The sequence below is a fragment of the Microbulbifer sp. ALW1 genome (assembly GCF_009903625.1).
Taxonomy (GTDB): Bacteria; Pseudomonadota; Gammaproteobacteria; order Pseudomonadales; family Cellvibrionaceae; genus Microbulbifer.
In genome coordinates this window covers 59,486-82,920 of sequence record NZ_CP047569.1, presented here as the reverse complement: position 1 = coordinate 82,920, position 23,435 = coordinate 59,486, and the positions used below count along the sequence as shown (strand labels likewise).

Genomic DNA, 23,435 nt, shown 5'->3' with positions numbered 1-23,435 from the left:
GATACCGAGATAAGTGTCGCGCGGGGTTAAAAAGTGCAGTCCGCACAGAAGAATGCCTCGTCTTCCAGTCGTAGGGCGGTGAGATAGCCGCCCCACACGCAGCCGGTATCCAGGGCATACACATTTTTGGTGTGTGCCTCCCCCTCCAGGGCCGCCCAGTGCCCAAAGATTACCCGGTCGTTTTTGGTTTTGCGGTTTGCATAGCTGAACCAGGGCTTGTAGTCGTGGTGCGCCGCCAGTGGCCCCTGCTTGGTGATCAGGTCCAGGGTGCCGTCCGCTTTGCAGAAGCGCATGCGGGTAAAGTAATTGGTGATGGAGCGCAGCCGTTCGACACCGATCAGGTGATCGTTCCACAGGTGTGGTTCGTTGCCGTACATGCCAAAGAAAAAGGCCTCCGCCATGGCGGGATCCTGCAGTGCCTGATGCACCTCCCCCGCCAATTCCAGTGCCTTGCTCATGCTCCACATTGGGGGAATGCCTGCGTGCACCATGGAGAAGTACTTGTCGTTGACTTTCTTGTGCACCATCAGCGGCTGCTTTTGCAGCCAGCTCAGCAGTTTGTCTGCATCCTTGGCTCGCAGGACTTCAGCGAGGTCGTGTTCTTTATCCGTCAGCCGTTTGGCGCCGTGGGCAATGGCCAGCAGGTGCAGGTCGTGATTGCCGAGTACCGCGGTAATCTGCTTGCGGTGTTCGTACAGGAAACGCAGGGTGCCGAGGCTGTCCGGCCCCCGGTGCACCATATCGCCGGCGAGCCACAGTTTGTCCTTGTCCGGGTTGAAGTGGACCTTTTTCAGCAGTTGCTGTAATGGCTCGAGGCAGCCCTGGATATCGCCGATTGCGTAAGTTGCCAATGCTCTGCCCCGTTACTGCTCTGGCTTCTGGGTCGTATTCAGGTTGCTGCAAAAATCTGCCAGCTCTACATACTCCTTCACACTCAGCGTTTCCGGGCGACGGCTGGTATCCACCGGCAGCTGGTCCGGATCCAGGTCCGGGAACAGTGGTTTGAGTGCGTTGCGCAGGGTCTTGCGGCGCTGCTGGAAGGCGACGCTGACGATGCGCTCCAGCAGCTGTTCATCCTTCGCCGGGTACGGCAGCGCCTGGTGCGGCACCAGGCGCACGATGGCGGAGTCCACCTTTGGGGCCGGCCGGAAAGACTGCGGTGGTACCGGAAAGAGCCCCTGCACCCGGCAGTAGTACTGGGTCATGACGCTGAGGCGCCCGTAGGACTTCACGCCCGGTACTGCGCTGAGGCGATCCACCACCTCTTTTTGCAGCATAAAGTGCATGTCCTGCACCTTGCCGCGGAAGCTCAGCAGGTGGAACAGCAGCGGGGTGGAGATGTTGTAGGGCAGGTTGCCGACGATCCGCAGCTGCTCTCCTTCGCCGGAGGCCAGGCTGCCAAAATCAAACTTCAGGGCATCTTTTTCGATGATGGTGAAGTCCGGGTAATCGCGGAATTTGAATTCCAGCATCGGGATCAGGTCGCGATCCAGCTCCACCGCCGTCAGCGACGGGCAGCGGGCCAGCAGCAGCGCGGTGATGGCGCCCTGGCCTGGGCCAATCTCGACCAGCTTGTCGGTCTCTTTGGGGCCTATGGCGCGCACTATGCGCTCGATGATGTTCTCGTCTACAAGAAAGTTCTGGCCGAAGCGCTTGCGGGCTTTGTGCTGGAAAAAATTGTCCATGAATTCGTGTTCGATTGTTTGGGTAAGTCGGGTGATAGTGCGCCTGAACGTTTAAATGTGGCGCAGCTTCACCAGCTCGATGGCCTGGCTCAGGGCGGCAATAAGGCTGCCGCTGTCGGCAATGCCTGTGCCTGCAATATTGAGTGCGGTGCCGTGATCCACGGAGGTGCGGATAAAAGGCAGTCCCAGGGTGATATTGATCGCGCGGCCAAATCCCTTGAATTTTAACACCGGCAGGCCCTGATCGTGGTACATGGCCAATACGGCGTCACAGCGCGCCAGTTGCGGCGGCGTGAACAGGGTGTCGGCGGGCAGCGGGCCGATCAGGTTGACGCCGAGCGCGCGCAGGGTGTTCAGGGCGGGCTCGATCACGTCGATCTCTTCCCGGCCCAGATGTCCGCCTTCGCCGGCGTGGGGATTGAGCCCGCAAACACCGATACGTGGCTGCTCGATGCGGAACTGCTGTTGCAGGCTGCGGTGCAGGATGGTCAGGACCTGTTGCAGGGATTCCCCCTGGATCGCATCGCTGACATCCTTTAGCGGCAAATGGGTAGTGGCCAGTGCTACCCGCAGGTCGTCGGCGGCGAGCATCATTACCACCTTGTCTACCCCGGCCTGCTCCGCAAAAAACTCGGTGTGACCGCTGAAGGGCACGCCGGCATCGTTGATCACACCCTTGTGTACCGGGCCTGTGACAATGGCATCGAAGGTGCGGTTTATACAGCCATCCGCGGCGCGGCGCAGGGTTTCCAGCACATAGGGCCCGTTGGCCGCATTGAGTTGCCCGGGTGCGGCGGTTTCCGCCAGAGATACCGGAAGAAGGTGCAGGCTGTCGGCCGGGGTGGCTTCTGCCGCGAGGTCAGGCTGGAAGGGCAGCAGTTGCAGAGTCTTGCCCTGGCGGGCGGCTTCCTGCTGCAGTAGATCCGGGTCAGCAATGGCGACAAGTTGCGCAGCGGCAATGTCGGGGGTGCGCGCGGAGCAGGCCAGTTTGACCGCCAGCTCCGGGCCTATCCCGGCGGGTTCGCCGGGGGTGAAGGCAATGCGAGGAATCATTGACCGTTACTGTTCTTCGGTTTTTTCAGCACTGTCGGCCGCGGCGGGGTCTTTTAGCTCCGGCAGTTTGATTTCCACAAAAGCCTGGTCGCGGATTTCCTGGCGCCAGTTCTGCAACTCTTCCTCATAGCGGCGGTTGCGCAGCAGGTTGGCGGCCTGGTTGCGGATGTACTGGTCGGTCATATCCTGCTGACGGCGGCCTTCTACCTGCAGCAGGTGCCAGCCGAACTGGCTGCGGAAGGGCATGCTCATTTCACCGGCGGGGGTGTTGTTCATCGCCTGGGTGAATTCGGGCACAAACTGGCCGGGGTTGGACCAGCCCAGATCACCGCCCTGCAGCATGGTGCCGATGTCTTCGGAGTTGTCTCTGGCGGCATCTTCAAACTTGAGGTCGCCGGCTTCGATTTTGCCACGCAGGTCCATCAGCAGTTTGTAGGCGGCATCGTCGTCGCGGATGGCGGAGGTTTTCACCAGGATGTGGCGTACCTTGGTCTGCTCTACCACCTGCTCGGTAGCTCCGCGCTGCTCGTGGATCTTGAGCAAGTGGAAACCGGCGTCGCTGCGGAAGGGCTTGGTGGTGTCGCCTACCTTGAGGCCCTCGAGCGCATCGGCGAACAGGGTGGGCAGTTCCACGGTCTTGCGCCAGCCCAGGTCACCGCCCTGCAGGGCGTTCTGGCCGGAGGAATTGGAGATGGCCAGGGCGCGGAAGTCTTCGCCACCGTTGGACTTTTCATAAATGGATTCCGCCTTGGTGCGGGCTGCGGCCACTTCTTCCGCCGGCGCACTGGAGCCCACCGCGATCAGGATATGCCCAAGCTGGTACTGGGGCGACTTCCAGAACTCCCCCTCTTTGGAGCGCAGGAAATTGTTGATGTCCTGGTCGGTGATCTGGATCCGGCGGCTGACGCTGCCCTGTTCCACCCGGCGGATGATCAGCTCCTGACGAATCTGCTGGCGGAAGGCATTGTTGGAGATGCCGTCGGCCTCCAGCTTGCGCTGAAACTGCTCCGGACTGGCCCCCATGTTTTGCTGTACCCGGGCAATGGCCTGATCCAGTTCTTCGTCGGAAATGGTGACACCGGCGCGGGCGCCCATCTGCAGTTGCAGGCGCTCGACGATCAACTGCTCCAGGACCTGGCGGCGCAGGATGTCGATCGGTGGCGCCTGTACATTCTGCGCGGCGATCTGCGCGGTGATGGTGTTCATGCGCTGCTGCAGCTCGCTGGCCATGACCACGTCGTCGTCGACCACCGCGACAACGCGGTCGAGCTTCTGTACCTGGGCCAGGGCGGGCATGGCCAGGGCGCAACAGGCAAGGGCAGCCAGGGCCAGCAGGCCGCGGCGGGGGGCGTTGAACATTTGCATTATTGTCATCACTGTTTCAGTACTTCTCTCTGTTCAAAGTTGGCAATGCCCTGGCTGAGCATACGGGTGACGGAACCGCCGAGGCCGGCCAGGCCTTTCAACTGCAGTTCAATATAGATGCCTTCGTCAAATTCCAGCTCTTCGGGAGGAACGACATCGGCCAGGTCATTGTCCAGTTCGCGGCGCCACAGCACCCGGGTGCGGTAGCAGCATGTGTCGTATTCGAGTCCTGCGAGGTACTCCAGTTCCCGATCAAAGGTGAAATCGTAGTTGGCCCGGGCCAGAAGGGAAAGGCGCGCATTGATCGGCCAGGCGGCGGAAATGTCGCCCTGTTTCACCGGCCCGCGGATCAGGAAGCTGTTGGTTTCGTCAAATACTTCCTCATTGCGCAGGTAGCGATAGCTGACGTTAAACAGACGAAAATCTTCATCCAGGTAGCGCAGGGTGACGCTGCCGCGGTCGACCACGTGGTCGGAGTCGTCGTAAATAACCTCGCTGCTGATGCGCAGGTCATTGGTGGGGCGGCTTTCCAGGCGCGCGGCGAGCTCGGAGCGAGGCGCGTCTTCGATAAAATCCCGCAGTTCAACGCGGTCGCTTTCCGAATAAAACACCTGGCCCGCGCTGGCGGTGAACAGATCCCGGCCACTGGCGGGGTCCACAAAGCGGGTGGTCAGGCCGAAGGCGGCGCGGTCGGCGTCGTCGATACGGTCGTTGCCATTGAAGCGGCTGCTGCGGAACAGCTGGTCGTAGCTGAAGGTAAACAGCGAGGTATCGAACAGCAGGTTATCGCTCTTGGCGTCAGTTCCGCGCACGTCGCTGACGTTGAGAAACTGCTCCTGGTCGGCATCGCTGCTGGCCAGCAGGAACAGGTGCGGCTCCAGGGTCTGCACATAGTCGAAGCCAAACAGCTGGCTGTCGCGCTCGAAGAACAGGCCGGTGTCTAACGAAACCTGGCCGGCAGAGGTCTCGGGCGTGTTCTGGGTGGGATCCGTCAGAAAGGTCTTGTCGAGATCGTAGCCCAGGTAAATACCGGTGACCCGAGGGGTGAAAAAGCCCCACAGCCACTGCTTGTCCCAGCCGAAGCTGTATTCCATATGCGCGCGGCGCGCATTGATGAAATTGGCCGTTCTGGTGCGGACGCTGGTGGGATCATCAACGTCGGCAATGAATTCGATGGTCTGGGTTTCCGCGTGGTCGAAGCTGGTGACCTCGTTCTGCATCAGCAGTTGCCAGTCGCCCCATTTGTAGTTGCCGTCCACATTCAGGCGAGGCAGCTGGCTGAAGGTGTCAAAGCGGTCCTTCACCAGCTGCTGGTACTCCTGGGCCCGCAGGCTGGCGCTCCAGTGCTCGGTGTTCAGGCGTGCTTCGGCCTTCTGGCTGAGCGCGGTCTCTGCAGAAGCGCGCACATTGTCCCGCACCTTGATATTGGCGGTGTCCAGGTCGCGGAAATAGTCGGCGTCGCTGACCTTGGTGTAGTCGATATTGGTTCGCCAGATACCGCCATTGCCGCCCTGCTGTTCCAGGTTGACCAGCCAGCGGTCCTCGCCCTTGGCGGGCAGTACCAGGTCTTCCGGAAAGCCGTCATTGATCAGCTTCTTGGCCTCATCGTCATTGCCGCCCTTGTCGTCAGGCAGGCCGGCGAGGCGTATTTCGGTATTGAACCAGGAGCTCAGGTGGCGGGTTTCCAGCTCCAGACCAGTGCCGCGATACTGGATATAGCGCGGGGTGATGGTGGCATCCATCTGCGGCGCAATGTTCCAGTAGTAGGGCACGGCGATATCCCAGCCGTTGTCTTCGTCGTTGCTGATACTGGGGAAGAGGAAGCCCGACATGCGATCGGTACCCACCGGAAAACGCAGGTAGGGGAAGTAAAAAACCGGCACGTCGGCAATTTCCAGGCGCACATTGCGCGCGGTGCCCTGGCGCTCCACATTGTCGATGGTGATCTCGCCGCCGGTCATTCGCCAGAAAACGTTGTCCGGTTCACAGCGGGTGTAGTTGCCTTCCGTCAGAATCAGCTCCCCGCTGGCCTCGCGGGATGCGTGGCGGGCAGAGCCGTGGACAAATTCGTCGTGGACTACATAGGTGGCGTCTTCGATAGAGGCCGCTTTACTGTCGGTGTGTATCTCTGCCGCCTTGCCGCGCACCAGCAGGCTGGGCTCGCGCATTTCGATGGCGCCGCTCAGATAGGCCGTACTTTCTTCGCGGTTGACATCCACCTGATCCGCGAAGAGCTGGCGGTTACCCTGGGTAATGTGGACCTTGCCGCGCAACTGGGCGGTGCCGTCTTCCAGCCAGTCGGAGCTGTCGGCGGTGGCGCGCAGTGGCGCTTCTTCCGGCAGCATGTCGGCATTGGGGTAGTTGCGTGTCGGCTCGATAAACATGCCGCCGCAAACCGGCCCCAGTTGCTCGCGTGTCAGTGGATCCAGCTGGCTCTTGGGGAACCAGTCGAGATACAGGTAGGGATTGTCTTCCGGTTGCGGCACAGTATCTTCGGCTTCCGCCGCAGTGGTTGCCTGAGCCCACAGGGGCTGGGCGGCGAGCAGGCCGAAAGCGAGAGTGCGCGGGCGTGATAATTGTCCAATGGCCAGCGCGAGACGGCGCCAGCGGGAAGCTTCCAGCATCGAGTGATTTGTTCCGGCTATCTTTAGAGTCTGTTCCGTTGGCGAGATTGCGCGATCCATATCGCGATTGCGCAGCCTGAACGCCCGGGTATCCAGTTCATGTGACAACGTTTATGCAACGTTTGTGGCATTGATTGTGCCATCAATTGTGACAATGACTGGAATTTCAGGCAGCGCCGGCAGGGCTGATGCGCAAAAATCAGCGGTCGATTCTACTTGAATGGCCGTGACCATGGAAACAATAGCGGGTGAACCGCGCCGCCAGCGCAGTTACAATGCGCAGTTTTTAGGCGGTCAGCGAGCAACCGCGCCGGAAAGTTGTCGTAAGTTATCGAAAGTTGTCGAAAAAAGTTGTCGAGTGAAAGCAGGTAACGGATGAATGAATGTGTAAACCCGGTTCCCGATGAGCGCCGCGAGCAGCTGCGCCAGTGGGCCGCCCGTGCCCTGCAGTCTGGCCACGAAGGCCTGCAAGTCGCGCCGCTTGAGAGCACCCTCGGGCTGAAGCCGCTGTCCGGAGATGCCGGCTTCCGCCGTTACTTCCGCACCGATACCAGCCCCTCGCTGATCGCGGTGGATTCGCCGCCGAGTAAAACCAACGTCAACCGCTTCGTAGCGCTTGCCGACTACCTGCGCCGCAATGGCATTCATACGCCACTGGTCATCGCCGCGGATATCGAACACGGCTATATGCTGCTCGAAGATCTGGGGGATACCCAGCTGCTGCGGGAGCTGAACCCCGACAGCGTCTCCGGCCTCTACGCCGAAGTCATGAATGAATTGCTGTGCCTGCAGCAGATCCAGCGCGCCGAGGGCATGTTCCCTCCATACAACCGCGAATTGCTGCACATGGAAATGCGCCTGCTGCCGGAGTGGCTGATCGGCAAACTGCTGGGGCGTGAACTGAGCGAGCAGGAAAACCATTTACTGGAGCGTACCTTTGCGCACCTGCTGGACAGCGCCTGCGCCCAGCCTCAGGTACTGGTGCACCGCGACTACCACAGTCGCAATCTGATGATTCGCGACGGCGAACGCCCCGGTGTGGTGGACTTCCAGGACGCTGTCTGGGGGCCTGTCACCTACGACCTCGCATCCCTCCTGAAAGACTGCTACATCCGCTGGCCCCGCGAACAGGTAGAAAACTGGACCCTGGCCTACGCCTCCAGCGCCATGGACGCCGGCGTCATCCCCGAAGTTGCCCCGGCGACCTTTCTGCGCTGGTTCGACTGGATCGGCCTGCAGCGCCACTTCAAAGTGCTCGGCCTCTTCCCACGCCTCTACCTGCGCGACGGCAAACACGGTTACCTGCCGGACCTGCCACTGGTGATCCGCTATACCCTGGAAGTGTGTGATCGATATGACGAAATGCAGCCCTTCGGCCAGTGGTTCCGCGCTGAAATCCTGCCGCTGATCGAGCAACAGGACTGGTATCGCGACTACCGCACCGCCGGCGAGCGGAGCGCTGTCGAAACGGAACTGCCTCAGTGATTGCACAATGACTAGCAACCAACAGCCGCCCGTCGCCATGCTCCTCGCCGCCGGATTCGGCAAGCGCATGCGCCCGCTCACCGACTACACACCCAAACCGCTGATTCCGGTACTGGGCAAGCCGTTGATCGAATACGCCATCGAGCGTCTCGCCGGCGCCGGTGTGAAAAAAGTGGTCATCAACCTCGCCCATCTCGGCAGCCAGATTCGCGACCACCTGGGTAGTGGCGAGGATTGGGGTGTGGAAATCCAGTACTCGGAAGAGCACGATCCCCTGGAAACCGCTGGTGGTATCACCAAAGCCCTTCCTTTACTTGGTAGCGAGCCATTTCTGGTGGTCAACGGCGATGTCTGGTGCGACTTTGACTTCTCCGGTTGGATCGCCAATCCACTCCCTGCGAACGTCCCCGGACGCCTGCTGATGGTGCCCAACCCGCCCCACAACCCGGAGGGGGATTTCGGAATCGAAAACGGCCTGCTTTCCGGCACCACCAAGCCCAGATTCACTTTCGCCGGAATCAGCTACCTGCGCCCCGAGATTCTCACCGGCTACCCCAATGCCCGCGAACGCTACGGCCTGGGCGAAGTATTCGCCCACAACGAAGACAAAATGCAGGCGGAAGTCTATGAAGGCGACTGGTGCGATGTGGGCACCCCGGAAAGATTGAACAACCTGGAAGAACGATTGCGAGCTGAATAATGGCTAAGCCTGAAGAAATGTATGGGCTTACTAAGTACGAAAACCAGAATTGAAGGCCGGGTGCCGGGAGGAGCTTTTCGGGATCGTCGCAAACAGGATGTTTGCGCCGAAGCGCCCAGGGATGGGTTCACAGCGGTCCCGAAAAGCTCCTCCCGGCGCCCGGCCGCCACCGAGCTGAAACAAAGCTCCGGGGCGAAACCTCCAAGCATCGAGACGAGAAAATGCCAGACTACAAAATTGCACCCTCCATCCTCTCCGCCAACTTCGCCCGCTTGGGTGAAGAAGTCGATAACGTCCTCGCCGCCGGCGCCGACTGGGTGCACTTCGACGTAATGGACAACCACTATGTCCCCAACCTCACCATCGGCCCCATGGTCTGCAAGGCGCTCCGCAACCACGGTGTAACTGCCCCCATCGACGTCCACCTAATGGTCGAACCCGTCGACGACATGATCCGCATGTTCGCGGACGCCGGGGCCACCTATATCACCTTCCACCCGGAAGCCAGCAAGCATGTCGACCGCTCCCTGCAACTGATCCAGTCCCTCGGCTGTAAATCAGGCTTGGTGTTCAACCCCGCCTCCAGCCTCGACGCCGCCAAATATGTCATGGACAAGCTCGACATGATCCTGCTCATGTCCGTAAACCCCGGCTTCGGTGGCCAGAAGTTCATCCCCGCCACCCTCGATAAGCTGAAGGAAGCACGCAAACTGATCGACGATTCCGGCCTCGACATCCGCCTCGAGATCGACGGCGGCGTAACCAAAGACAACATCCGCGAAATCGCCCAGGCCGGTGCCGACAGCTTCGTCGCAGGCTCCGCCATCTTCAATGCGGATGACTATGCGGAAGTGATCAAGGTGATGCGTTCGGAGTTGGCTCAGGCTTGAGCTTCGTAGCCTTGGAGGCTTCGTAGTGGGCTCCGTAGCGGCTGGGCACCGGGTGCTGCCTTTCGAAACCGCTGTGAATACATCCCTGTACGCTGCGTGAGCGACGTCCCTGTCGCTCACGCTTTCGAAAGGCAGCCCCCGGCACCCAGCCTTCGCATCTGAGTTCAGAGCTTCATTAGTCCGAATTGAAGCCGGAGTACCGGGTAAAGGTTTTTGAAAGCGTCGCAAACAGGATGTTTGCGCCGCAGCGCCCAGGGATGGGTTCACCGCGTTTTCAAAAACCTTTACCCGGTGCCTCGGCGCCTCCGCGACTGAAAAGAACCACCAAGGACCACAAATGGTCTAAAACGGCCAATTTCAAGTCACGAAATCCCAAGCTTGCCGCCTTTACCAGAGATTTGTACACTTGCTCGCCGGAATACAGGGAAGCAACTCGACGCTGCGACGTCAACGCTGTGAGAAAGCGAACATTGAACTGCACTGCCCCCCACATCAACAGCTGGCGATGGCGCCACTGATCCGCTGAAGCCTGAAGACCAGAACTGGTCCGACGGGCGCCTTTCTCGCGGGTAGGATTCCACCAAAGATGCGCAATCCAGGCCCGAATACAAAATACGAAGCATTGCACAGACCGGAGTCGCCATGACCCCCAGCGAATACGCCCAACTTGCGTCTGCAGGATACAACCGCATACCTCTTGTCCGCCGCGTACTGGCCGACATAGAAACCCCGCTGACGACTTATATGAAGCTCGCCGCCCGCGATGGCGGCCGCTACAGCTACCTGTTTGAGTCCGTACAGGGCGGGGAAAAGTGGGGGCGTTACTCCATTATCGGCCTGCCCGCGCGCACCGTACTGAGAGTGGCCGGTCACGATGTGGTAGTCGAGCGCGATGGCAAAATCGTCGAGCAGAAAACCGTTGCAGACCCGCTGGCCTTCGTCGAGGAGTTCCGCGGTCGTTACAAGGTGCCGGAAATCGAGGGCCTGCCGCGCTTCAACGGCGGCCTTGTGGGCTATTTCGGCTATGACGTGGTGCGCTATATCGAGCCCAAACTCGCCGACAGCTGCCCGCCCGACACCCTGGGTAATCCGGATATCCTGCTGATGGTCAGCGACGAGCTGGTGGTGTTCGACAATTTGGCCGGCGCGGTGCTGTTTATCGTGCACGCGGACCCGCAACAGGAAGACGCCTTCGAGTCCGCCCAGCGTCGCCTGGACCAGCTGGTGGGCCAGCTGTCGCAGCCGCTGGCCAGCGTCGAGCCATTGGGCATCGACGGCGAACACACCGCGGAAGACATTTTTACTTCCCATTTCGGCGAAGAAGCCTTCAAGCAGGGCGTGCACAAGGTCAAAGAGTACATCCTGGCCGGCGATGTCATGCAGGTAGTTCCGTCTCAGCGCCTGTCGGCACCGTTTACGGTTCCGCCGCTGAACTTGTATCGCGCCTTGCGCAGCCTCAATCCGTCTCCATATATGTACTTCCTCGACCTGGGGGATCATCAGGTAGTGGGTTCGAGCCCTGAGATCCTGGTGCACCTGGAAGATGGTGATATGACCGTGCGCCCGATCGCCGGCACCCGCCGCCGCGGCGCCACCGAGGAGCAGGATCTGGCGCTGGAAAAAGACCTGCTGGCGGACCCGAAAGAGATTGCCGAGCACCTGATGCTGATCGACCTGGGTCGCAACGACGTGGGTCGGGTTGCGCAAACTGGCACAGTGCAGGTGACCGAAAAGATGGTGGTGGAGCGTTACTCCCACGTAATGCACATCGTCTCCAACGTGACCGGCAAGATCAAACCGGAGCTGCACGCCATCGACGCCCTGCGTGCGGCCCACCCGGCAGGAACCCTGTCCGGCGCGCCCAAGATTCGCGCGATGGAAATTATCGACGAGCTGGAGCCGGAAAAGCGCGGTATCTACGGCGGTGCCGTGGGTTATCTGGCGTGGAATGGCAATATGGATACCGCCATCGCGATTCGCACCGCGGTGATCAAGGACGAAAAAGTGTACGTGCAGGCCGGTGCCGGCCTGGTCGCGGATTCCGATCCGCAATCCGAGTGGGATGAAACCATGAACAAGGCGCGGGCACTGTTTCGCGCTGTGGCCATCGCTACCGGGCAATAACCTTATTTTCTTGATCCATTGGAAGCTGTAGAACCGATGAGTAGTGAAGTATCAGTAGGGCAGAACAGCAGTTTTGCTGAACAGTGCCGCCGCTGGGTCGACGCACCGATTTTCAATCAGGTGATTATCGCCCTGATCTCGGTGAATGCCGTGGTGGTGGGACTGGAAACCTCCACCTGGGTGCTTGAGCGATTCAGCAGCACCCTGCACGGTATCAACCAGCTGATCCTGCTGGCGTTTATGGTGGAGGCCGCGATCAAAATAGCCGCGCACGGCAACCGCCCCTGGCGCTACTTCGCTAACGGCTGGAACTGTTTTGATTTCAGTATCATCGTGCTGAGTCTGATTCCGGCCGCGGGCCCCATGGCCACACTGGCGCGGCTGGTGCGCGTACTACGGGTTTTACGACTGGTATCGGCGTTTCCGGAACTGCGACTGCTGGTGGATACGCTGCTGCGCAGTCTGCCGAGCATGTTCCATATCAGCTTGCTGATGGGGATCATTTTTTACATTTACGGGGTGGCCGGTTATTTCCTGTTTCACGAAATCGACCCCACCCACTGGCGTACCCTGCCGATTGCTTTGTTGAGTCTGTTCCGTATCGTCACCTTTGAGGACTGGACGGACATCATGTACACCGCGATGGAGGCCATGCCCTATGCGTGGATTTACTTCATCAGCTTTGTGGTGATGGGCGCGTTTGTGATGATCAACCTGTTTATCGGGGTGGTTCTGAACAACCTGGAAGAGGCCAAGTTGCGCCGCCTGGACGAGCTGGCGATGCCGCCGAGTCAAACCGAAATTCTGCGCGAGCTCCGCGCAACCCAGGAATCCCTCGCCCGCTTGCAGAAGCGCTTGGGAGACATGGGAGATGAGAAAGGAAGCGAATCATGATCCTGATGATCGACAACTACGACTCCTTCACCTTCAACATCGTGCAGTATCTGGCGGAGTTGGGGGCTGACGTCGTAGTGAAACGCAACGACGAAATTACCGTTGCGGATATCGAGAAACTGAACCCGGAGAAAATCGTGATATCCCCGGGCCCCTGCACGCCGAACGAAGCGGGTATCTCCATGGAGACCATTCGCGCTTATGCGGGCAAATTGCCGATTCTCGGTATCTGCCTCGGTCACCAGAGTATCGGCCAGGTGTTTGGCGGTCGCGTGGTGCGCGCCGGAGAGGTGATGCACGGCAAGACCTCGCCGATCATTCACAACAACCTCGGCGTGTTTCACGGCCTGTCCAATCCGTTTGAGGCGACCCGCTACCATTCGCTGGTGGTGGAGAAGGGCAGTCTGCCGGATTGTCTGGAAGTTACCGCTTGGACCGAGACCGCAGACGGCGAGATCGATGAGATTATGGGAATTCGCCATCGCGAGTTGCCGATCGAAGGGGTGCAGTTCCATCCAGAGTCGATCCTGACTCAGCACGGTCACGATATGCTTCGGAATTTTTTGGAGTCTTGAGGTATTTGGTTCGGTGCTTCGCAAATGGTCTGGTGGCGGCGCTGCTACCGGTATCCGTTTGCGAGACACGCCGTGAACCCATCCCTGGGGGCTTTTCTAAAACATCCCTGTTTTAGAAGGTCTCGCAAACGGATCCCGGTATCAGCACCTTAGCTTTGGATGCCGGAGACATAGCGAACCCCCGGGAAACGAAAATCTTAGGGAAGGGGAAGAATGATGAATATCCAACAGGCCATCGGAAAACTGGTCGAGGGTGAGCATCTCACCCGCGGAGAAATGCGCGAGGCCATGGGCCAGATTATGCGTGGGGAAGCGGAAGACGCGCAGATTGGTGCGTTTCTTGTGGCGTTGCGTATGGCCGGTGAATCCGTGGAGGAAATCACCGGTGCGGTAGAAGTGATGCGCGAGTTGTGCACCAAGGTCGAGATCGATCAGACCAACGCGGTGGATATCGTTGGTACCGGCGGTGATGGTGCCAACCTGTTTAACGTCTCCAGTGCTTCCAGTTTTGTCGCCGCCGCAGCCGGTGCGCGGGTGGCCAAGCATGGTAATCGTTCCGTTTCCTCTTCTTCCGGTGCAGCAGACCTGCTGGAAAAAGCGGGTATCTATCTACCTTTGACTCCCGAACAGGTTGCCCGCTGCATCGACGGTGTGGGGGTGGGGTTTATGTTCGCTCCCAGCTATCACAGCGCCATGCGTCACGCCATAGGCCCGCGCAAGGCATTGGGACTGCGCACCATTTTCAATCTGCTGGGGCCGCTGACCAATCCCGCCGGCGTCAAGCGCCAGGTCATCGGCGTGTTTGATTACCACTACTGCCGCATGCTGGCGGAGGTGCTGCAGACCCTGGGTGCCGAGCATGTGCTGGTGCTGCACAGTGATGACGGCCTGGATGAAGTCAGTCTGGCCGCAGATACCCGCGGTTGGGAGCTGAAGAACGGTGAATTGAAAAAGGTCACCATCGCGCCGGAAGATTTCGGTATCGAGCGCCAGAATCTGGACGGGCTGTGTGTGGACGGTTCCGAAGCGTCCCTGGCCCTGATCCGCGATGCCCTCGGCAAGCGTGAAACCCCCGCAGGGGACAAGGCAGCTGATATCATTGCCATGAATGCCGGCATGGCCATCTACGTCAGTGGCGTGGCTGCAAGCCGGGCGGAAGGGGTGAGCATGGCGCAGGACGCCATCTACAGCGGCCTCGCCGGAGAGAAGATAAACGAGCTGGCCGCCTTTACCAGCGCATTCAGAGAGTGAAGTAATGAATACGCCAACAATTCTGAAAACCATTGTCGAGCGCAAATGGGAAGAAGTGGCCGAACGCAAGAAGCTGGTCAGTCAGGATGAAATGCAGCAGCGCGCCCTGCAGCAGCCTCCCTGCCGTGGTTTTGTGAATGCCATTGAGACCAAGCGCAATGCCGGTGAAGCGGCGGTCATCGCCGAGATCAAGAAGGCCTCGCCGAGCAAGGGTGTGATCCGGGAAGACTTTATCCCCGCGGAGATCGCCACCAGCTACGAGAAAGGCGGTGCCGCCTGTCTGTCGGTGCTGACCGATGTGGACTTTTTCCAGGGTGCCGACGAGTATCTGCAGCAGGCCCGCAATGCCGTGCGCCTGCCAGTGATCCGCAAAGATTTTATTGTCGATCCTTACCAGGTGTATGAAGCCCGCGCTATCGGTGCCGACTGTATCCTGCTGATTGCCGCCTGTCTGGACGACGCACAGCTCACCAGCCTGAATGACCTGGCGCTGGAGCTGGGCCTGGATGTGCTGGTGGAAGTGCACGACCGCCAGGAACTGGAGCGGGCCCTGAAGCTGCCCAACCGACTCATCGGTATCAACAACCGCAACCTGCACAACTTCGAAGTACAGCTGGAAACTACTTTCAAGCTGCTGGACCTGATTCCGGAAGATCGTATCGTGGTGACCGAAAGCGGCATCCACACCACTGACGATGTGGCGGCAATGCGCGGCCACAATGTGGATACCTTCCTGGTGGGGGAAGCGTTTATGCGGGAAGAAGAGCCGGGCCGTCGTTTGCTGGAATTGTTCAATTAAGTTGTGCCGTTCAGGAACGGCGTTCGCCGATAAAAAACCGGGCAGCGCCCGGTTTTTTTATGCCTGTGGGATAGGGCTGAGACCTAGCCTTAATTTCAGCCCTAATTTTCAGCCCCAGTTTTGCGCTCACCGATCGAAATGGATTACCGAGCGGATGCTCTCGCCACTGTGCATCAGGTCAAAGGCCTCGTTGATAGAGTCTAGCCCCATGGTGTGGGTGATGAAATCGCTCAGTTTGAACTCGCCTGCGAGGTAGCGCTCCACGTAGTCCGGTAGTTCCGAGCGACCCTTCACGCCGCCAAAGGCGGTGCCTTTCCACACCCGGCCGGTGACCAGTTGGAAGGGGCGGGTGGCGATTTCCTGGCCGGCACCGGCGACGCCAATGATGATGGACTCGCCCCAGCCCTTGTGGCAGCACTCCAGCGCGGAGCGCATCACATCCACATTGCCGATGCACTCAAAAGAATAATCCACACCACCGTCGGTCAGCTCGACGATCACTTCCTGGATCGGCCTGTCGAAGTTTTTCGGGTTGATGCAGTCGGTAGCGCCGAGCTGACGCGCCAGGTCGAACTTGCTCTCATTGATATCGATGGCAATGATGCGCCCGGCCCTGGCCATGGCCGCGCCAATCACCGCAGACAGGCCGATGCCACCGAGGCCGAAGATGGCCACGGTTGCGCCTTCCTCGACCTTGGCGGTATTCATCACCGCACCCATGCCGGTGGTGACGCCGCAGCCCAGCAGGCAGACCTCTTCCAGCGGCGCATCTTTGTTGACCTTGGCCAGGGAGATTTCCGGCAGCACCGTGTACTCGGAGAAAGTGGAGCAGCCCATGTAGTGGTAAATCGGCTGGCCGTCCCTGGAGAAGCGGGTGGTGCCGTCCGGCATCAGGCCCTTGCCCTGGGTCTCACGGATCTTGCCGCACAGGTTGGTCTTGCCGGATAGGCAGAATTTGCACTCGCCGCACTCAGGTGTATATAGCGGGATCACATGGTCGCCCACCGCCACACTGGTCACGCCTTCGCCCACGGATTCGACGATACCACCGCCCTCGTGACCGAGAATGGCCGGAAAAATACCCTCGGGGTCATTCCCGGACAGGGTGAACGCATCGGTGTGACAAACACCGGAGGCGATCACGCGGATCCGCACCTCGCCAGCCTGCGGTGGCATCACATCCACTTCCTCGATAGACAGCGGCTTGCCCGGGCCCCAGGCCACGGCAGCTCTGGATTTGATGGTCTCGGTCATATCTGACTCCTGTTCAGCTCCTGTTGATTTCTGGCGGCGGTCTGGTGCCAATTTGGGCGCAGTCTATCTTTTTCTGATTTGCGTATAATCCGTACCAATTGCAAAACATTTTTTCCATCTGGTAACAATCCAGTCCCGTGATTACGAGAGGTGACAGATCAGTGAGCGCAGGTAACTGGGAGGGGGTGAGTGAATTTGTGGCCGTGGCCGAGTCCGGCAGCTTTACCGGCGCTGCGCGCAAGCTGGGGATTTCCACGGCCCAGGTCAGTCGGCAGGTGAGCGCACTGGAGGGGCGGCTATCCACCCGATTGCTTTATCGTACCACCCGCAAGGTATCGATGACGGAAGTGGGGCAGGTCTACTACCAGCACTGCCGCCAGGTGCTGGATGGGCTGGCGGAGGCCGAGCGCGCGGTGACGGACCTGCAACAGGTGCCTCGGGGCCGATTGCGGCTGACGGCGCCGGTGACCTACGGCGAGACCACGCTGGCACCACTGGTCAACGATTTTGTCCTGCGTTATCCCGAGTTGCAGGTAGAAATGGAACTCACAAACCAGAAGCTCGACCTGGTAGCGGAAGGCTATGACCTCGCCATTCGCCTCGGCAAGCTGACAGACTCCAGCATGATGGCGCGACGGCTGGGGTCGCGCACCCTGTATGTCTGCGCCTCCCCACACTACCTGTCTTCCCACGGCGAACCACACAGCCTGTCCGAGCTGGCGCGACATAGCTGCCTGCCGGGCACTCTGGATTACTGGCGTTTTCGCGAGCAGGGGCGTTCGAGGAATATCAGGGTGAGCGGCAGCTTCCGCTGCAACAGCGGCCGTGCACTGGTGGACGCGGCACTGAAGGGCATCGGCATTGTGCAGTTGCCGGATTACTACGTGGATCAGGATTTGCAGGAGGGGCGGCTGGTGTCGCTGCTGGAGCCCTACCGCGAGGAGGATGACGGTATCTGGGGGATCTATCCCCACAACCGCCATCTGTCGCCCAAGGTCAGTATGTTGCTGGACTTCCTGGGGGAAGCTATCGGCTCCGTGACTGGTTAGTGTCGTAAGGGTGTTGCGTAAGGGAGTTACGTAAGTGTCGAGCCGAGCGACGGGATGAATGGTTGGGCTGTCGGGGTGAACGACATTGAGGTGAATTCCCAGTCATTCATGAAATGCTATATTGGCGCGTTAGACATTTTGAGTGGGTTCGGCAACGGCCTTTTCCGGAGGCCGTTGGAGTCGATACCTGAATCACAACCCCAAATACCCCCTGATGACATAGCGGAGAATGAAATGCGCAAATCCCTGCTCGCGGTCGCTATCGTGGCGATCGCTGCCTGTTCCGAGGCTCCCAAGCCGGATTCAGAAAAGTCCGTGCAGGCATCTGAAGTTGAAAAGAGCCAGGTGTCTGGAGATCAGGTGACGCCGGTAGCCGGAGATAACCCCCTGCTCAGCGCCAGTACTCTGCAATACCAGGCGCCGGACTTCGGCAAGATTGAGGACGCTCACTTTGAGCCCGCCTTCGAGCAAGGCATGAGTGAGCATCTGCAGGAAATCCAGGCGATTGCCAACAACCCGGAGCCGGCCAGCTTCAACAATACGATTGTGGCGATGGAAGAAGCAGGCTCTCTGCTGACCCGGGTATCCCGTATCTTCTTCAACCTGGTGGGCAGCGACAGCAACGAAGCCCGCCGTACCCTGCAAAGCAAGCTGGCGCCGAAACTGGCGGCACACTCCGATAGTATTTACCTGAACCCGGCGCTGTTTGCCCGTGTCGAAGCGCTGTACAACCAGCGCGTCGAGAAAGAGCTGGACGCGGAATCCGCGCGCCTGCTGGAAGACTACTACGACAACTTCGTGAAGGCCGGTGCCAAGCTTTCCGCGGAGCAGAAAGTAACCCTGCGTGCGCTGAACGAAGAGCACTCCAAACTTACCACCCAGTTCAGCCAGAATCTGCTGAAGCTCAGCAAAGACATTGCGGTGATTGTCGAGGAGAAGGGCGAATTGGATGGCCTGTCGGACAGCCAGATCAAAGCCGCCGCTGAGGCTGCAACCGCTGCCGGCCACGAAGGCAAATACCTGATCAGTATTACCAATACCACTCGCCAGCCGGTACTCACCTCCCTGAAAAACCGCGAGCTGCGCCAGCGTATCTGGGAAGCCTCGGCTCACCGCGGCACGTCCGGCGAGCTGGATAACCGTCCGCTGGTCAAACGCCTGGTGCAGATCCGTGCACAGAAAGCCGGCCTGCTGGGTTACGGCAACTGGGCCGAGTATCAGCTGACCGGCACCATGGCGGAAAAGCCGGAAAACGTGCTGAACATGCTCAATTCCATGGCGCCGGCGGTGGTCAACAACACCAAGGCCGAGCAGGCCGATATCCAGGCCATGATCGAGCGCGAAGGTGGTGACTTCGAGGTGCAGCCCTGGGACTGGGCCTACTACGCGGAAAAAGTGCGTCAGGAAAAATACCAGCTGGATGAAAGCGAAGTACGCGAGTACTTCGAGTTCAACCGGGTGCTGAACGATGGTCTCTTCTACACCATGAACCGTTTGTACGGCATCACCTTCAAGCCGCGCCCGGATCTGCCGGTGTACCACCCGGACGTACAGGCGTTTGAACTGTTCGATCACGACGGCGAGAGCCTGGCGATTTTCTACGCGGATTACTTCGCGCGCGACGGCAAACGCGGTGGCGCCTGGATGAGCTCCTTCGTGGGGCAGTCCGAGCTGCTGGAGCAGAAGCCGGTGGTGGTGAATGTCATGAACATTCCCAAAGGCCCGGAAGGCGAGGCCACCCTGGTGAGCTTCGACCACGTGACCACCATGTTCCATGAACTGGGCCACGGCCTGCACGGCATGTTGTCCAAGGTGCATTACCCCAGCCTGGCGGGCACCGCGGTATCCCGTGACTTCGTCGAGTTCCCTTCCACCTTCGAAGAGGATTGGGCGAGCCATCCGGAAGTGCTGGCGAACTACGCCTACCACTACAAAACCGGTGAAGCGATTCCCGAGGAACTGCTGGCAAAAGTGCTGAAGGCGAAAAACTTCAATATGGGCTTCGACACCCTGGAATATATGTCTGCGGCGCTGCTGGATATGGAGTGGCACTCACTGCCCGCCGACGCGGAGCAACAGGACGTGGAGAAGTTTGAAGCCGAAGCGCTGGCCAAGCACGGTGTTGACCTGGCGGCGGTACCGCCGCGCTATAAGTCCACCTACTTTGCCCACTCCATCGGTGGTGGCTACTCTGCCGGCTACTACGCCTATATGTGGAGTGAGATTCTGGCTGCGGATGCCTTTGCCTATCTGCGCGAACGCGGTGGCCTGACCCGCAAGAATGGCGACCTGTACCGCAAGAACATTCTGGAGGTGGGTAACTCCCGCGCGCCCATGGAGTCCTACGTGAAGTTCCGGGGCAAGGAACCTACCACCGATGCCCTGCTGATCCGTCGCGGTCTCAACCCGGAAAAAGGGTAAGTCTCAAGGGCTGCGCAGGGAGGCGCACGTAATAACTGAAAACCGGGCTTGCGCCCGGTTTTTTTATGGGGGCTGTGAGCGTATGGGGCTGAGCAGCGGTGCCGGCATACCTGTATCACCGGTGGCGACGCCGGTATAGGCCTTGTACAGCTGGCTGATGTTGCGCACATATTGTGCCGGCTCAGCGCCTCGTACATAGCCGTAGCGAGCATTCTGGAAGTATTTGGGCTCGGACAGCTTCAGCATGGCCTCTTCGACATTGCCAAACCAGACATTGGGGTCCAGCTCGAGCTCTTTTGCCAGCCGGCGGGCATCCAGCAAGTGGCCGTAGCCGGCGTTGTAGGAGGCGAGGGTGAACCAGAGCTTCTCGATGGCCGGCAGGTTGGGTTCAAAGCGGTCGCGCACCCAATTCAGATACTTGATACCTGCCTGAATATTGCGATCCGGGTCGAACAGCGGCGGAGGGAAGCCCATGTCTTCCGCCGTCAGCGGCATCACCTGCAGCAGGCCCTGGGCGCCAACCGGTGACACCGCATTGGGGTTGAAGTTGCTCTCCTGCCACATCTGCGCCACTACCAGGCGCCAGTCGAAGTTGTATTCCAGTGACTGCCCCTTGACCAGGGTGTCGAAGGGGGACAGGTCCTCACCCGGAATAACGCGCGCAGCGACCCGCTGGGTGAAGCGTTTGTTGGGCTGGAAGTAGGCGGCAATCTTCTGTTGGTACTGATCGCTCTTGCGGTACTTGGTGAGGAATTTATTGAGTTGCTTGAGCAGTTCCTGGTTCTGGGGCATCAGCATCCAGCCTTGCGGACGCGGGTCGCTTACCAGCGTGCCGGGTCTCAGGTCAGGTCGCAAAGACGCGGCCATCACCACATCATCGTTGTCGACGATGGTCGCATCGAGTTTTCCTTCGGATATCTCACTGACAATTTCCGCGATGGATACCTGCGGTGGAGCAATTTCCACGGCAACATCAATACCGCTTCGTTGGAGGGCGCGCGCTGTGGCGATGAACGGGGAAAACGCACGTAAGGTCAGGGTGCGGCCCGCAAGGTCCTGTACCTTTTCAATGGCCGGTCTCTTCTGGCTGCTGACCACCTGCTCCGGGGTTTCCCGGTAAGAAGTGGTAAAAACGATGCCCTGGTCGATGCGCTCCTGGGTAATGTTTTTCACCGCACCGGCAAAATCCCCGCGCCCGGCTTTCAGCCAGTCGATCAGGGTTTCGTCGTAGGGCACCACAATGATCTGCAATTGCAAATTGTGCTGTTCGGCAAAGGCCTTGGCCAGGTCATAGTCAAACCCCATCAGCACGCCTTTCCAAAGGTAATAGACTGAGGGGCGGTTGTAGGTCAGAAAGCGGACAACACCGGACTTCTTGATTTCTTTCCAGTCTGCAATCCGGTCGTCCGGCGGCTGAGCCAGGTTTCTGGTCAGGAAGTTATTCACCCGCGTTAGCAGGTGCTTTGAATCCTTGCGTACTGCCCAGGCTATGTTGTCCGGCTCGGTGACGGCAGCGCCGATACGCACATCCTTCCGGTAGCTGTCCATGTTATCGGTGATGTAGTCATCGAGAATCGCGACCCGGTTGCTCTTTTCATTCAGCAGATCCACGAGCGCATCCCGGTCTTCGTACACGATAGGTTGGATGATGCTCAGGTTGGCTTGCGGATACTCCGCCACCAGGCGGCGCGCCGTGTCGACGTAGGCGGATTCCGCTTGGGCGATCAGCTCCACATTGCGCAGTAACTTCGGGTCACTGATGTCTGGCCCATTTGTGCTGGTCATCAGCTTTTGTCGGGATTGCATCAGGGGCACGGTAAAGTCGACCAGCTTTCGCCGGGCCTCGTTATCCGTGAAGGAGTAGGCCGCGATATCGGCTTTGCCGGATTTCACCATCTCAAGCGCCTGCTGTGGTGTTTCTGCTTTGATCCACAGCGGCTCCAGCTTGAGCTTTGTGGCCAGCTTGTTGGCGAGCTCAACGCTTCTCAGGGTGACGATGCTGTCTCTGGGCAGCAGGTTTTCACCAGCAGGGCCGGACAGGTTGACGAAGCGAATAATGCCGCGCTTCTTTATCGCCTCCAGATCACCTGTTTCGATATAGGTGGCCGGAATCGGTGCCGGTGAGCTGGCAGGTGGGACTGTGCTCGAGTTTCTGGTCGCGTTTTGTGGATCCTGTTTTCCACAGGCGATCACTAACAACACAGTAACGATCAAAAAAATGATCGCGCTAAAAGATAGTCTGTTGCATCGCTGAGTTATCCGGCAACAACTGCGCATAGGCCGATACCTCGCATTTATATAGCGAAATATTAGTGTCGCAGTGGATGAATCAGTGCAGTGGAATTAGCGCCGGGGCCGTGTGGTACTCGCGGCAAAGTGCGCAGTTGTGATTGCTTGGGTCGGGACTGGGGTAGGGGAGCAAAGGGTACTGCAGGGATGGAAAGAGGGGGGCGAGCAGGGCGCGTGAAGCGGCCCCGCTCAACCGTGGAATCAGCGAGTGCCGAATACCACCATGGTTTTTCCCTTCACCGAGACCAGGCCCTGTTCTTCCAGGGTTTTCAGAACCCGGCCCACCATCTCCCGGGAGCAGCCGACAATACGACCGATTTCCTGGCGGGTGATCTTGATCTGCATACCTTCCGGATGGGTCATTGCGTCCGGCTCGTTACACAGGTCCAGCAGGGTGCGGGCCACACGGCCGGTCACGTCGAGGAACGCCAAGTCTCCCACCTTGCGGGTAGTGTTGCGCAGACGCAGGGCCATCTGGGTGGCCAGGTTGAACAGGAATTCCGGGTGTTGACGGGTCAGTTCCTGGAATTTGCTGTAGGAAATTTCTGCGACTTCACACTCGGTCTTGGTGCGCACCCAGGCGCTGCGGGTGTCCTGGTCAAACAGGCCCATCTCGCCGAAGAAGTCGCCGTCGTTCAGGTAGGCAACGATCATCTCGCGGCCTTCGTCATCTTCGATCAGTACGGTTACCGAGCCGCGCATAATGAAGTAGAGGGACTCGCAGCGGTCACCGGCATAAATGATGGTGCTCTTGGCCGGGTAACGGCGGCGGTGGCAGTGAGCGAGGAAGTCTTCGATATTGCCAGTAGTCAGAGTTTCTTCGGTAGCGACCGTCACGGATCTACTCCTTTTCTTGAATTTTTGTGCCTGATCCCGGGTAAGAGGACGATTATCCCGCTAAAAGACCGGTGCCGACAGGGGCAGGGCGCGGCAATGCTTCGCAATGTGATCTGGGCCACTATTTGCAAAGGGCTGGG

Annotated in this window: 18 protein-coding genes; 10 read left to right on the top strand and 8 right to left on the bottom strand. The window is 59.3% G+C overall.

Annotation, left to right across the window (positions count from 1 at the left end):
• Positions 1-26: 26 nt before the first annotated feature.
• Genes GRX76_RS00365 through GRX76_RS00345 form a run of 5 tightly spaced genes read right to left on the bottom strand, consistent with a single transcriptional unit; the run spans position 27 to position 6,727 of the window.
• Positions 27-851 (bottom strand): symmetrical bis(5'-nucleosyl)-tetraphosphatase, encoded by an 825-nt coding sequence (locus GRX76_RS00365; RefSeq protein ID WP_160151477.1) that lies wholly within the window; start codon positions 849-851, stop codon positions 27-29.
• A gap of 12 nt (positions 852-863) precedes the next feature.
• Positions 864-1,685, bottom strand: a complete 822-nt coding sequence (gene rsmA / locus GRX76_RS00360; RefSeq protein WP_160151476.1) for a 16S rRNA (adenine(1518)-N(6)/adenine(1519)-N(6))-dimethyltransferase RsmA — start codon at positions 1,683-1,685, stop codon at positions 864-866.
• A 51-nt stretch (positions 1,686-1,736) separates the two neighbouring features.
• On the bottom strand, positions 1,737-2,738 hold the full coding sequence (pdxA, locus tag GRX76_RS00355; RefSeq protein WP_160151475.1) for a 4-hydroxythreonine-4-phosphate dehydrogenase PdxA: 1,002 nt from the start codon (positions 2,736-2,738) through the stop codon (positions 1,737-1,739).
• 6 nt (positions 2,739-2,744) lie between these two features.
• A complete protein-coding gene (locus tag GRX76_RS00350) occupies positions 2,745-4,112 on the bottom strand; it encodes a peptidylprolyl isomerase (RefSeq protein ID WP_160151474.1) in 1,368 nt (455 codons plus the stop codon).
• Positions 4,112-6,727, bottom strand: a complete 2,616-nt coding sequence (locus GRX76_RS00345; RefSeq protein ID WP_160151473.1) for an LPS-assembly protein LptD — start codon at positions 6,725-6,727, stop codon at positions 4,112-4,114. The genes GRX76_RS00350 and GRX76_RS00345 overlap by 1 nt, the downstream gene beginning before the upstream one ends.
• Positions 6,728-7,102: 375 nt before the next feature.
• On the opposite strand from GRX76_RS00345, the gene GRX76_RS00340 reads away from it, so the two are divergent.
• From GRX76_RS00340 to trpC, 8 genes are all read left to right on the top strand, one after another.
• A complete protein-coding gene (locus GRX76_RS00340; RefSeq protein ID WP_160151472.1) occupies positions 7,103-8,212 on the top strand; it encodes an aminoglycoside phosphotransferase family protein in 1,110 nt (369 codons plus the stop codon).
• A gap of 7 nt (positions 8,213-8,219) precedes the next feature.
• Positions 8,220-8,912, top strand: coding sequence for an N-acetylmuramate alpha-1-phosphate uridylyltransferase MurU (gene murU, locus GRX76_RS00335; RefSeq protein WP_236250486.1), 693 nt, complete (start codon positions 8,220-8,222; stop codon positions 8,910-8,912).
• Between the two features lie 221 nt (positions 8,913-9,133).
• Positions 9,134-9,802 carry a ribulose-phosphate 3-epimerase gene (gene rpe, locus GRX76_RS00330; RefSeq protein WP_160151471.1) on the top strand — a complete coding sequence of 223 codons (669 nt, stop codon included), beginning with the start codon at positions 9,134-9,136 and terminating at the stop codon, positions 9,800-9,802.
• Between the two features lie 642 nt (positions 9,803-10,444).
• Positions 10,445-11,926 carry an anthranilate synthase component I gene (gene trpE, locus GRX76_RS00325; protein WP_160151470.1) on the top strand — a complete coding sequence of 494 codons (1,482 nt, stop codon included), beginning with the start codon at positions 10,445-10,447 and terminating at the stop codon, positions 11,924-11,926.
• 36 nt (positions 11,927-11,962) lie between these two features.
• On the top strand, positions 11,963-12,820 hold the full coding sequence (locus GRX76_RS00320) for an ion transporter (protein ID WP_160151469.1): 858 nt from the start codon (positions 11,963-11,965) through the stop codon (positions 12,818-12,820).
• The gene (locus GRX76_RS00315; protein ID WP_160151468.1) at positions 12,817-13,395 is read left to right on the top strand and encodes an aminodeoxychorismate/anthranilate synthase component II; all 579 of its coding nucleotides are present in this window, start codon (positions 12,817-12,819) and stop codon (positions 13,393-13,395) included. The genes GRX76_RS00320 and GRX76_RS00315 overlap by 4 nt, the downstream gene beginning before the upstream one ends.
• Before the next feature lie 216 nt (positions 13,396-13,611).
• Positions 13,612-14,646 (top strand): anthranilate phosphoribosyltransferase, encoded by a 1,035-nt coding sequence (gene trpD, locus GRX76_RS00310; protein ID WP_160154740.1) that lies wholly within the window; start codon positions 13,612-13,614, stop codon positions 14,644-14,646.
• Positions 14,647-14,650: 4 nt separating this feature from the next.
• Positions 14,651-15,445 carry an indole-3-glycerol phosphate synthase TrpC gene (gene trpC / locus GRX76_RS00305; RefSeq protein WP_160151467.1) on the top strand — a complete coding sequence of 265 codons (795 nt, stop codon included), beginning with the start codon at positions 14,651-14,653 and terminating at the stop codon, positions 15,443-15,445.
• A gap of 126 nt (positions 15,446-15,571) precedes the next feature.
• Here trpC and GRX76_RS00300 read toward each other — a convergent pair whose 3' ends face one another.
• Positions 15,572-16,699, bottom strand: coding sequence for an S-(hydroxymethyl)glutathione dehydrogenase/class III alcohol dehydrogenase (locus GRX76_RS00300; protein ID WP_160151466.1), 1,128 nt, complete (start codon positions 16,697-16,699; stop codon positions 15,572-15,574).
• Between the two features lie 161 nt (positions 16,700-16,860).
• Here GRX76_RS00300 and GRX76_RS00295 point away from each other — a divergent pair, with 161 nt between their 5' ends.
• Together GRX76_RS00295 and GRX76_RS00290 are read left to right on the top strand one after the other, a co-directional pair.
• Positions 16,861-17,748 (top strand): LysR substrate-binding domain-containing protein, encoded by an 888-nt coding sequence (locus tag GRX76_RS00295; protein WP_160151465.1) that lies wholly within the window; start codon positions 16,861-16,863, stop codon positions 17,746-17,748.
• 234 nt (positions 17,749-17,982) lie between these two features.
• Entirely contained in the window at positions 17,983-20,169 is a 2,187-nt protein-coding gene (locus tag GRX76_RS00290) for a M3 family metallopeptidase (protein WP_160151464.1), read from the top strand.
• A 63-nt stretch (positions 20,170-20,232) separates the two neighbouring features.
• On the opposite strand, the gene GRX76_RS00285 is transcribed toward GRX76_RS00290, so the two are convergent.
• Positions 20,233-22,383, bottom strand: coding sequence for a transporter substrate-binding domain-containing protein (locus GRX76_RS00285; protein WP_236250485.1), 2,151 nt, complete (start codon positions 22,381-22,383; stop codon positions 20,233-20,235).
• Between the two features lie 276 nt (positions 22,384-22,659).
• On the bottom strand, positions 22,660-23,295 hold the full coding sequence (gene crp / locus GRX76_RS00280; RefSeq protein ID WP_160151462.1) for a cAMP-activated global transcriptional regulator CRP: 636 nt from the start codon (positions 23,293-23,295) through the stop codon (positions 22,660-22,662).
• Positions 23,296-23,435 lie beyond the last annotated feature (140 nt).

Coding starts and splice junctions, on each gene's coding strand:
- GRX76_RS00320 (WP_160151469.1), top strand. CDS start 11,963: ATGAGTAGTGAAGTATCAGTAGGGCAGAACAGCAGTTTTGCTGAACAG.
- trpC (WP_160151467.1), top strand. CDS start 14,651: ATGAATACGCCAACAATTCTGAAAACCATTGTCGAGCGCAAATGGGAA.
- trpD (WP_160154740.1), top strand. CDS start 13,612: ATGAATATCCAACAGGCCATCGGAAAACTGGTCGAGGGTGAGCATCTC.
- GRX76_RS00300 (WP_160151466.1), bottom strand. CDS start 16,699: ATGACCGAGACCATCAAATCCAGAGCTGCCGTGGCCTGGGGCCCGGGC.
- trpE (WP_160151470.1), top strand. CDS start 10,445: ATGACCCCCAGCGAATACGCCCAACTTGCGTCTGCAGGATACAACCGC.
- GRX76_RS00290 (WP_160151464.1), top strand. CDS start 17,983: ATGCGCAAATCCCTGCTCGCGGTCGCTATCGTGGCGATCGCTGCCTGT.
- GRX76_RS00350 (WP_160151474.1), bottom strand. CDS start 4,112: ATGACAATAATGCAAATGTTCAACGCCCCCCGCCGCGGCCTGCTGGCC.
- GRX76_RS00340 (WP_160151472.1), top strand. CDS start 7,103: ATGAATGAATGTGTAAACCCGGTTCCCGATGAGCGCCGCGAGCAGCTG.
- pdxA (WP_160151475.1), bottom strand. CDS start 2,738: ATGATTCCTCGCATTGCCTTCACCCCCGGCGAACCCGCCGGGATAGGC.
- GRX76_RS00315 (WP_160151468.1), top strand. CDS start 12,817: ATGATCCTGATGATCGACAACTACGACTCCTTCACCTTCAACATCGTG.
- rpe (WP_160151471.1), top strand. CDS start 9,134: ATGCCAGACTACAAAATTGCACCCTCCATCCTCTCCGCCAACTTCGCC.
- murU (WP_236250486.1), top strand. CDS start 8,220: ATGACTAGCAACCAACAGCCGCCCGTCGCCATGCTCCTCGCCGCCGGA.
- GRX76_RS00345 (WP_160151473.1), bottom strand. CDS start 6,727: ATGCTGGAAGCTTCCCGCTGGCGCCGTCTCGCGCTGGCCATTGGACAA.
- rsmA (WP_160151476.1), bottom strand. CDS start 1,685: ATGGACAATTTTTTCCAGCACAAAGCCCGCAAGCGCTTCGGCCAGAAC.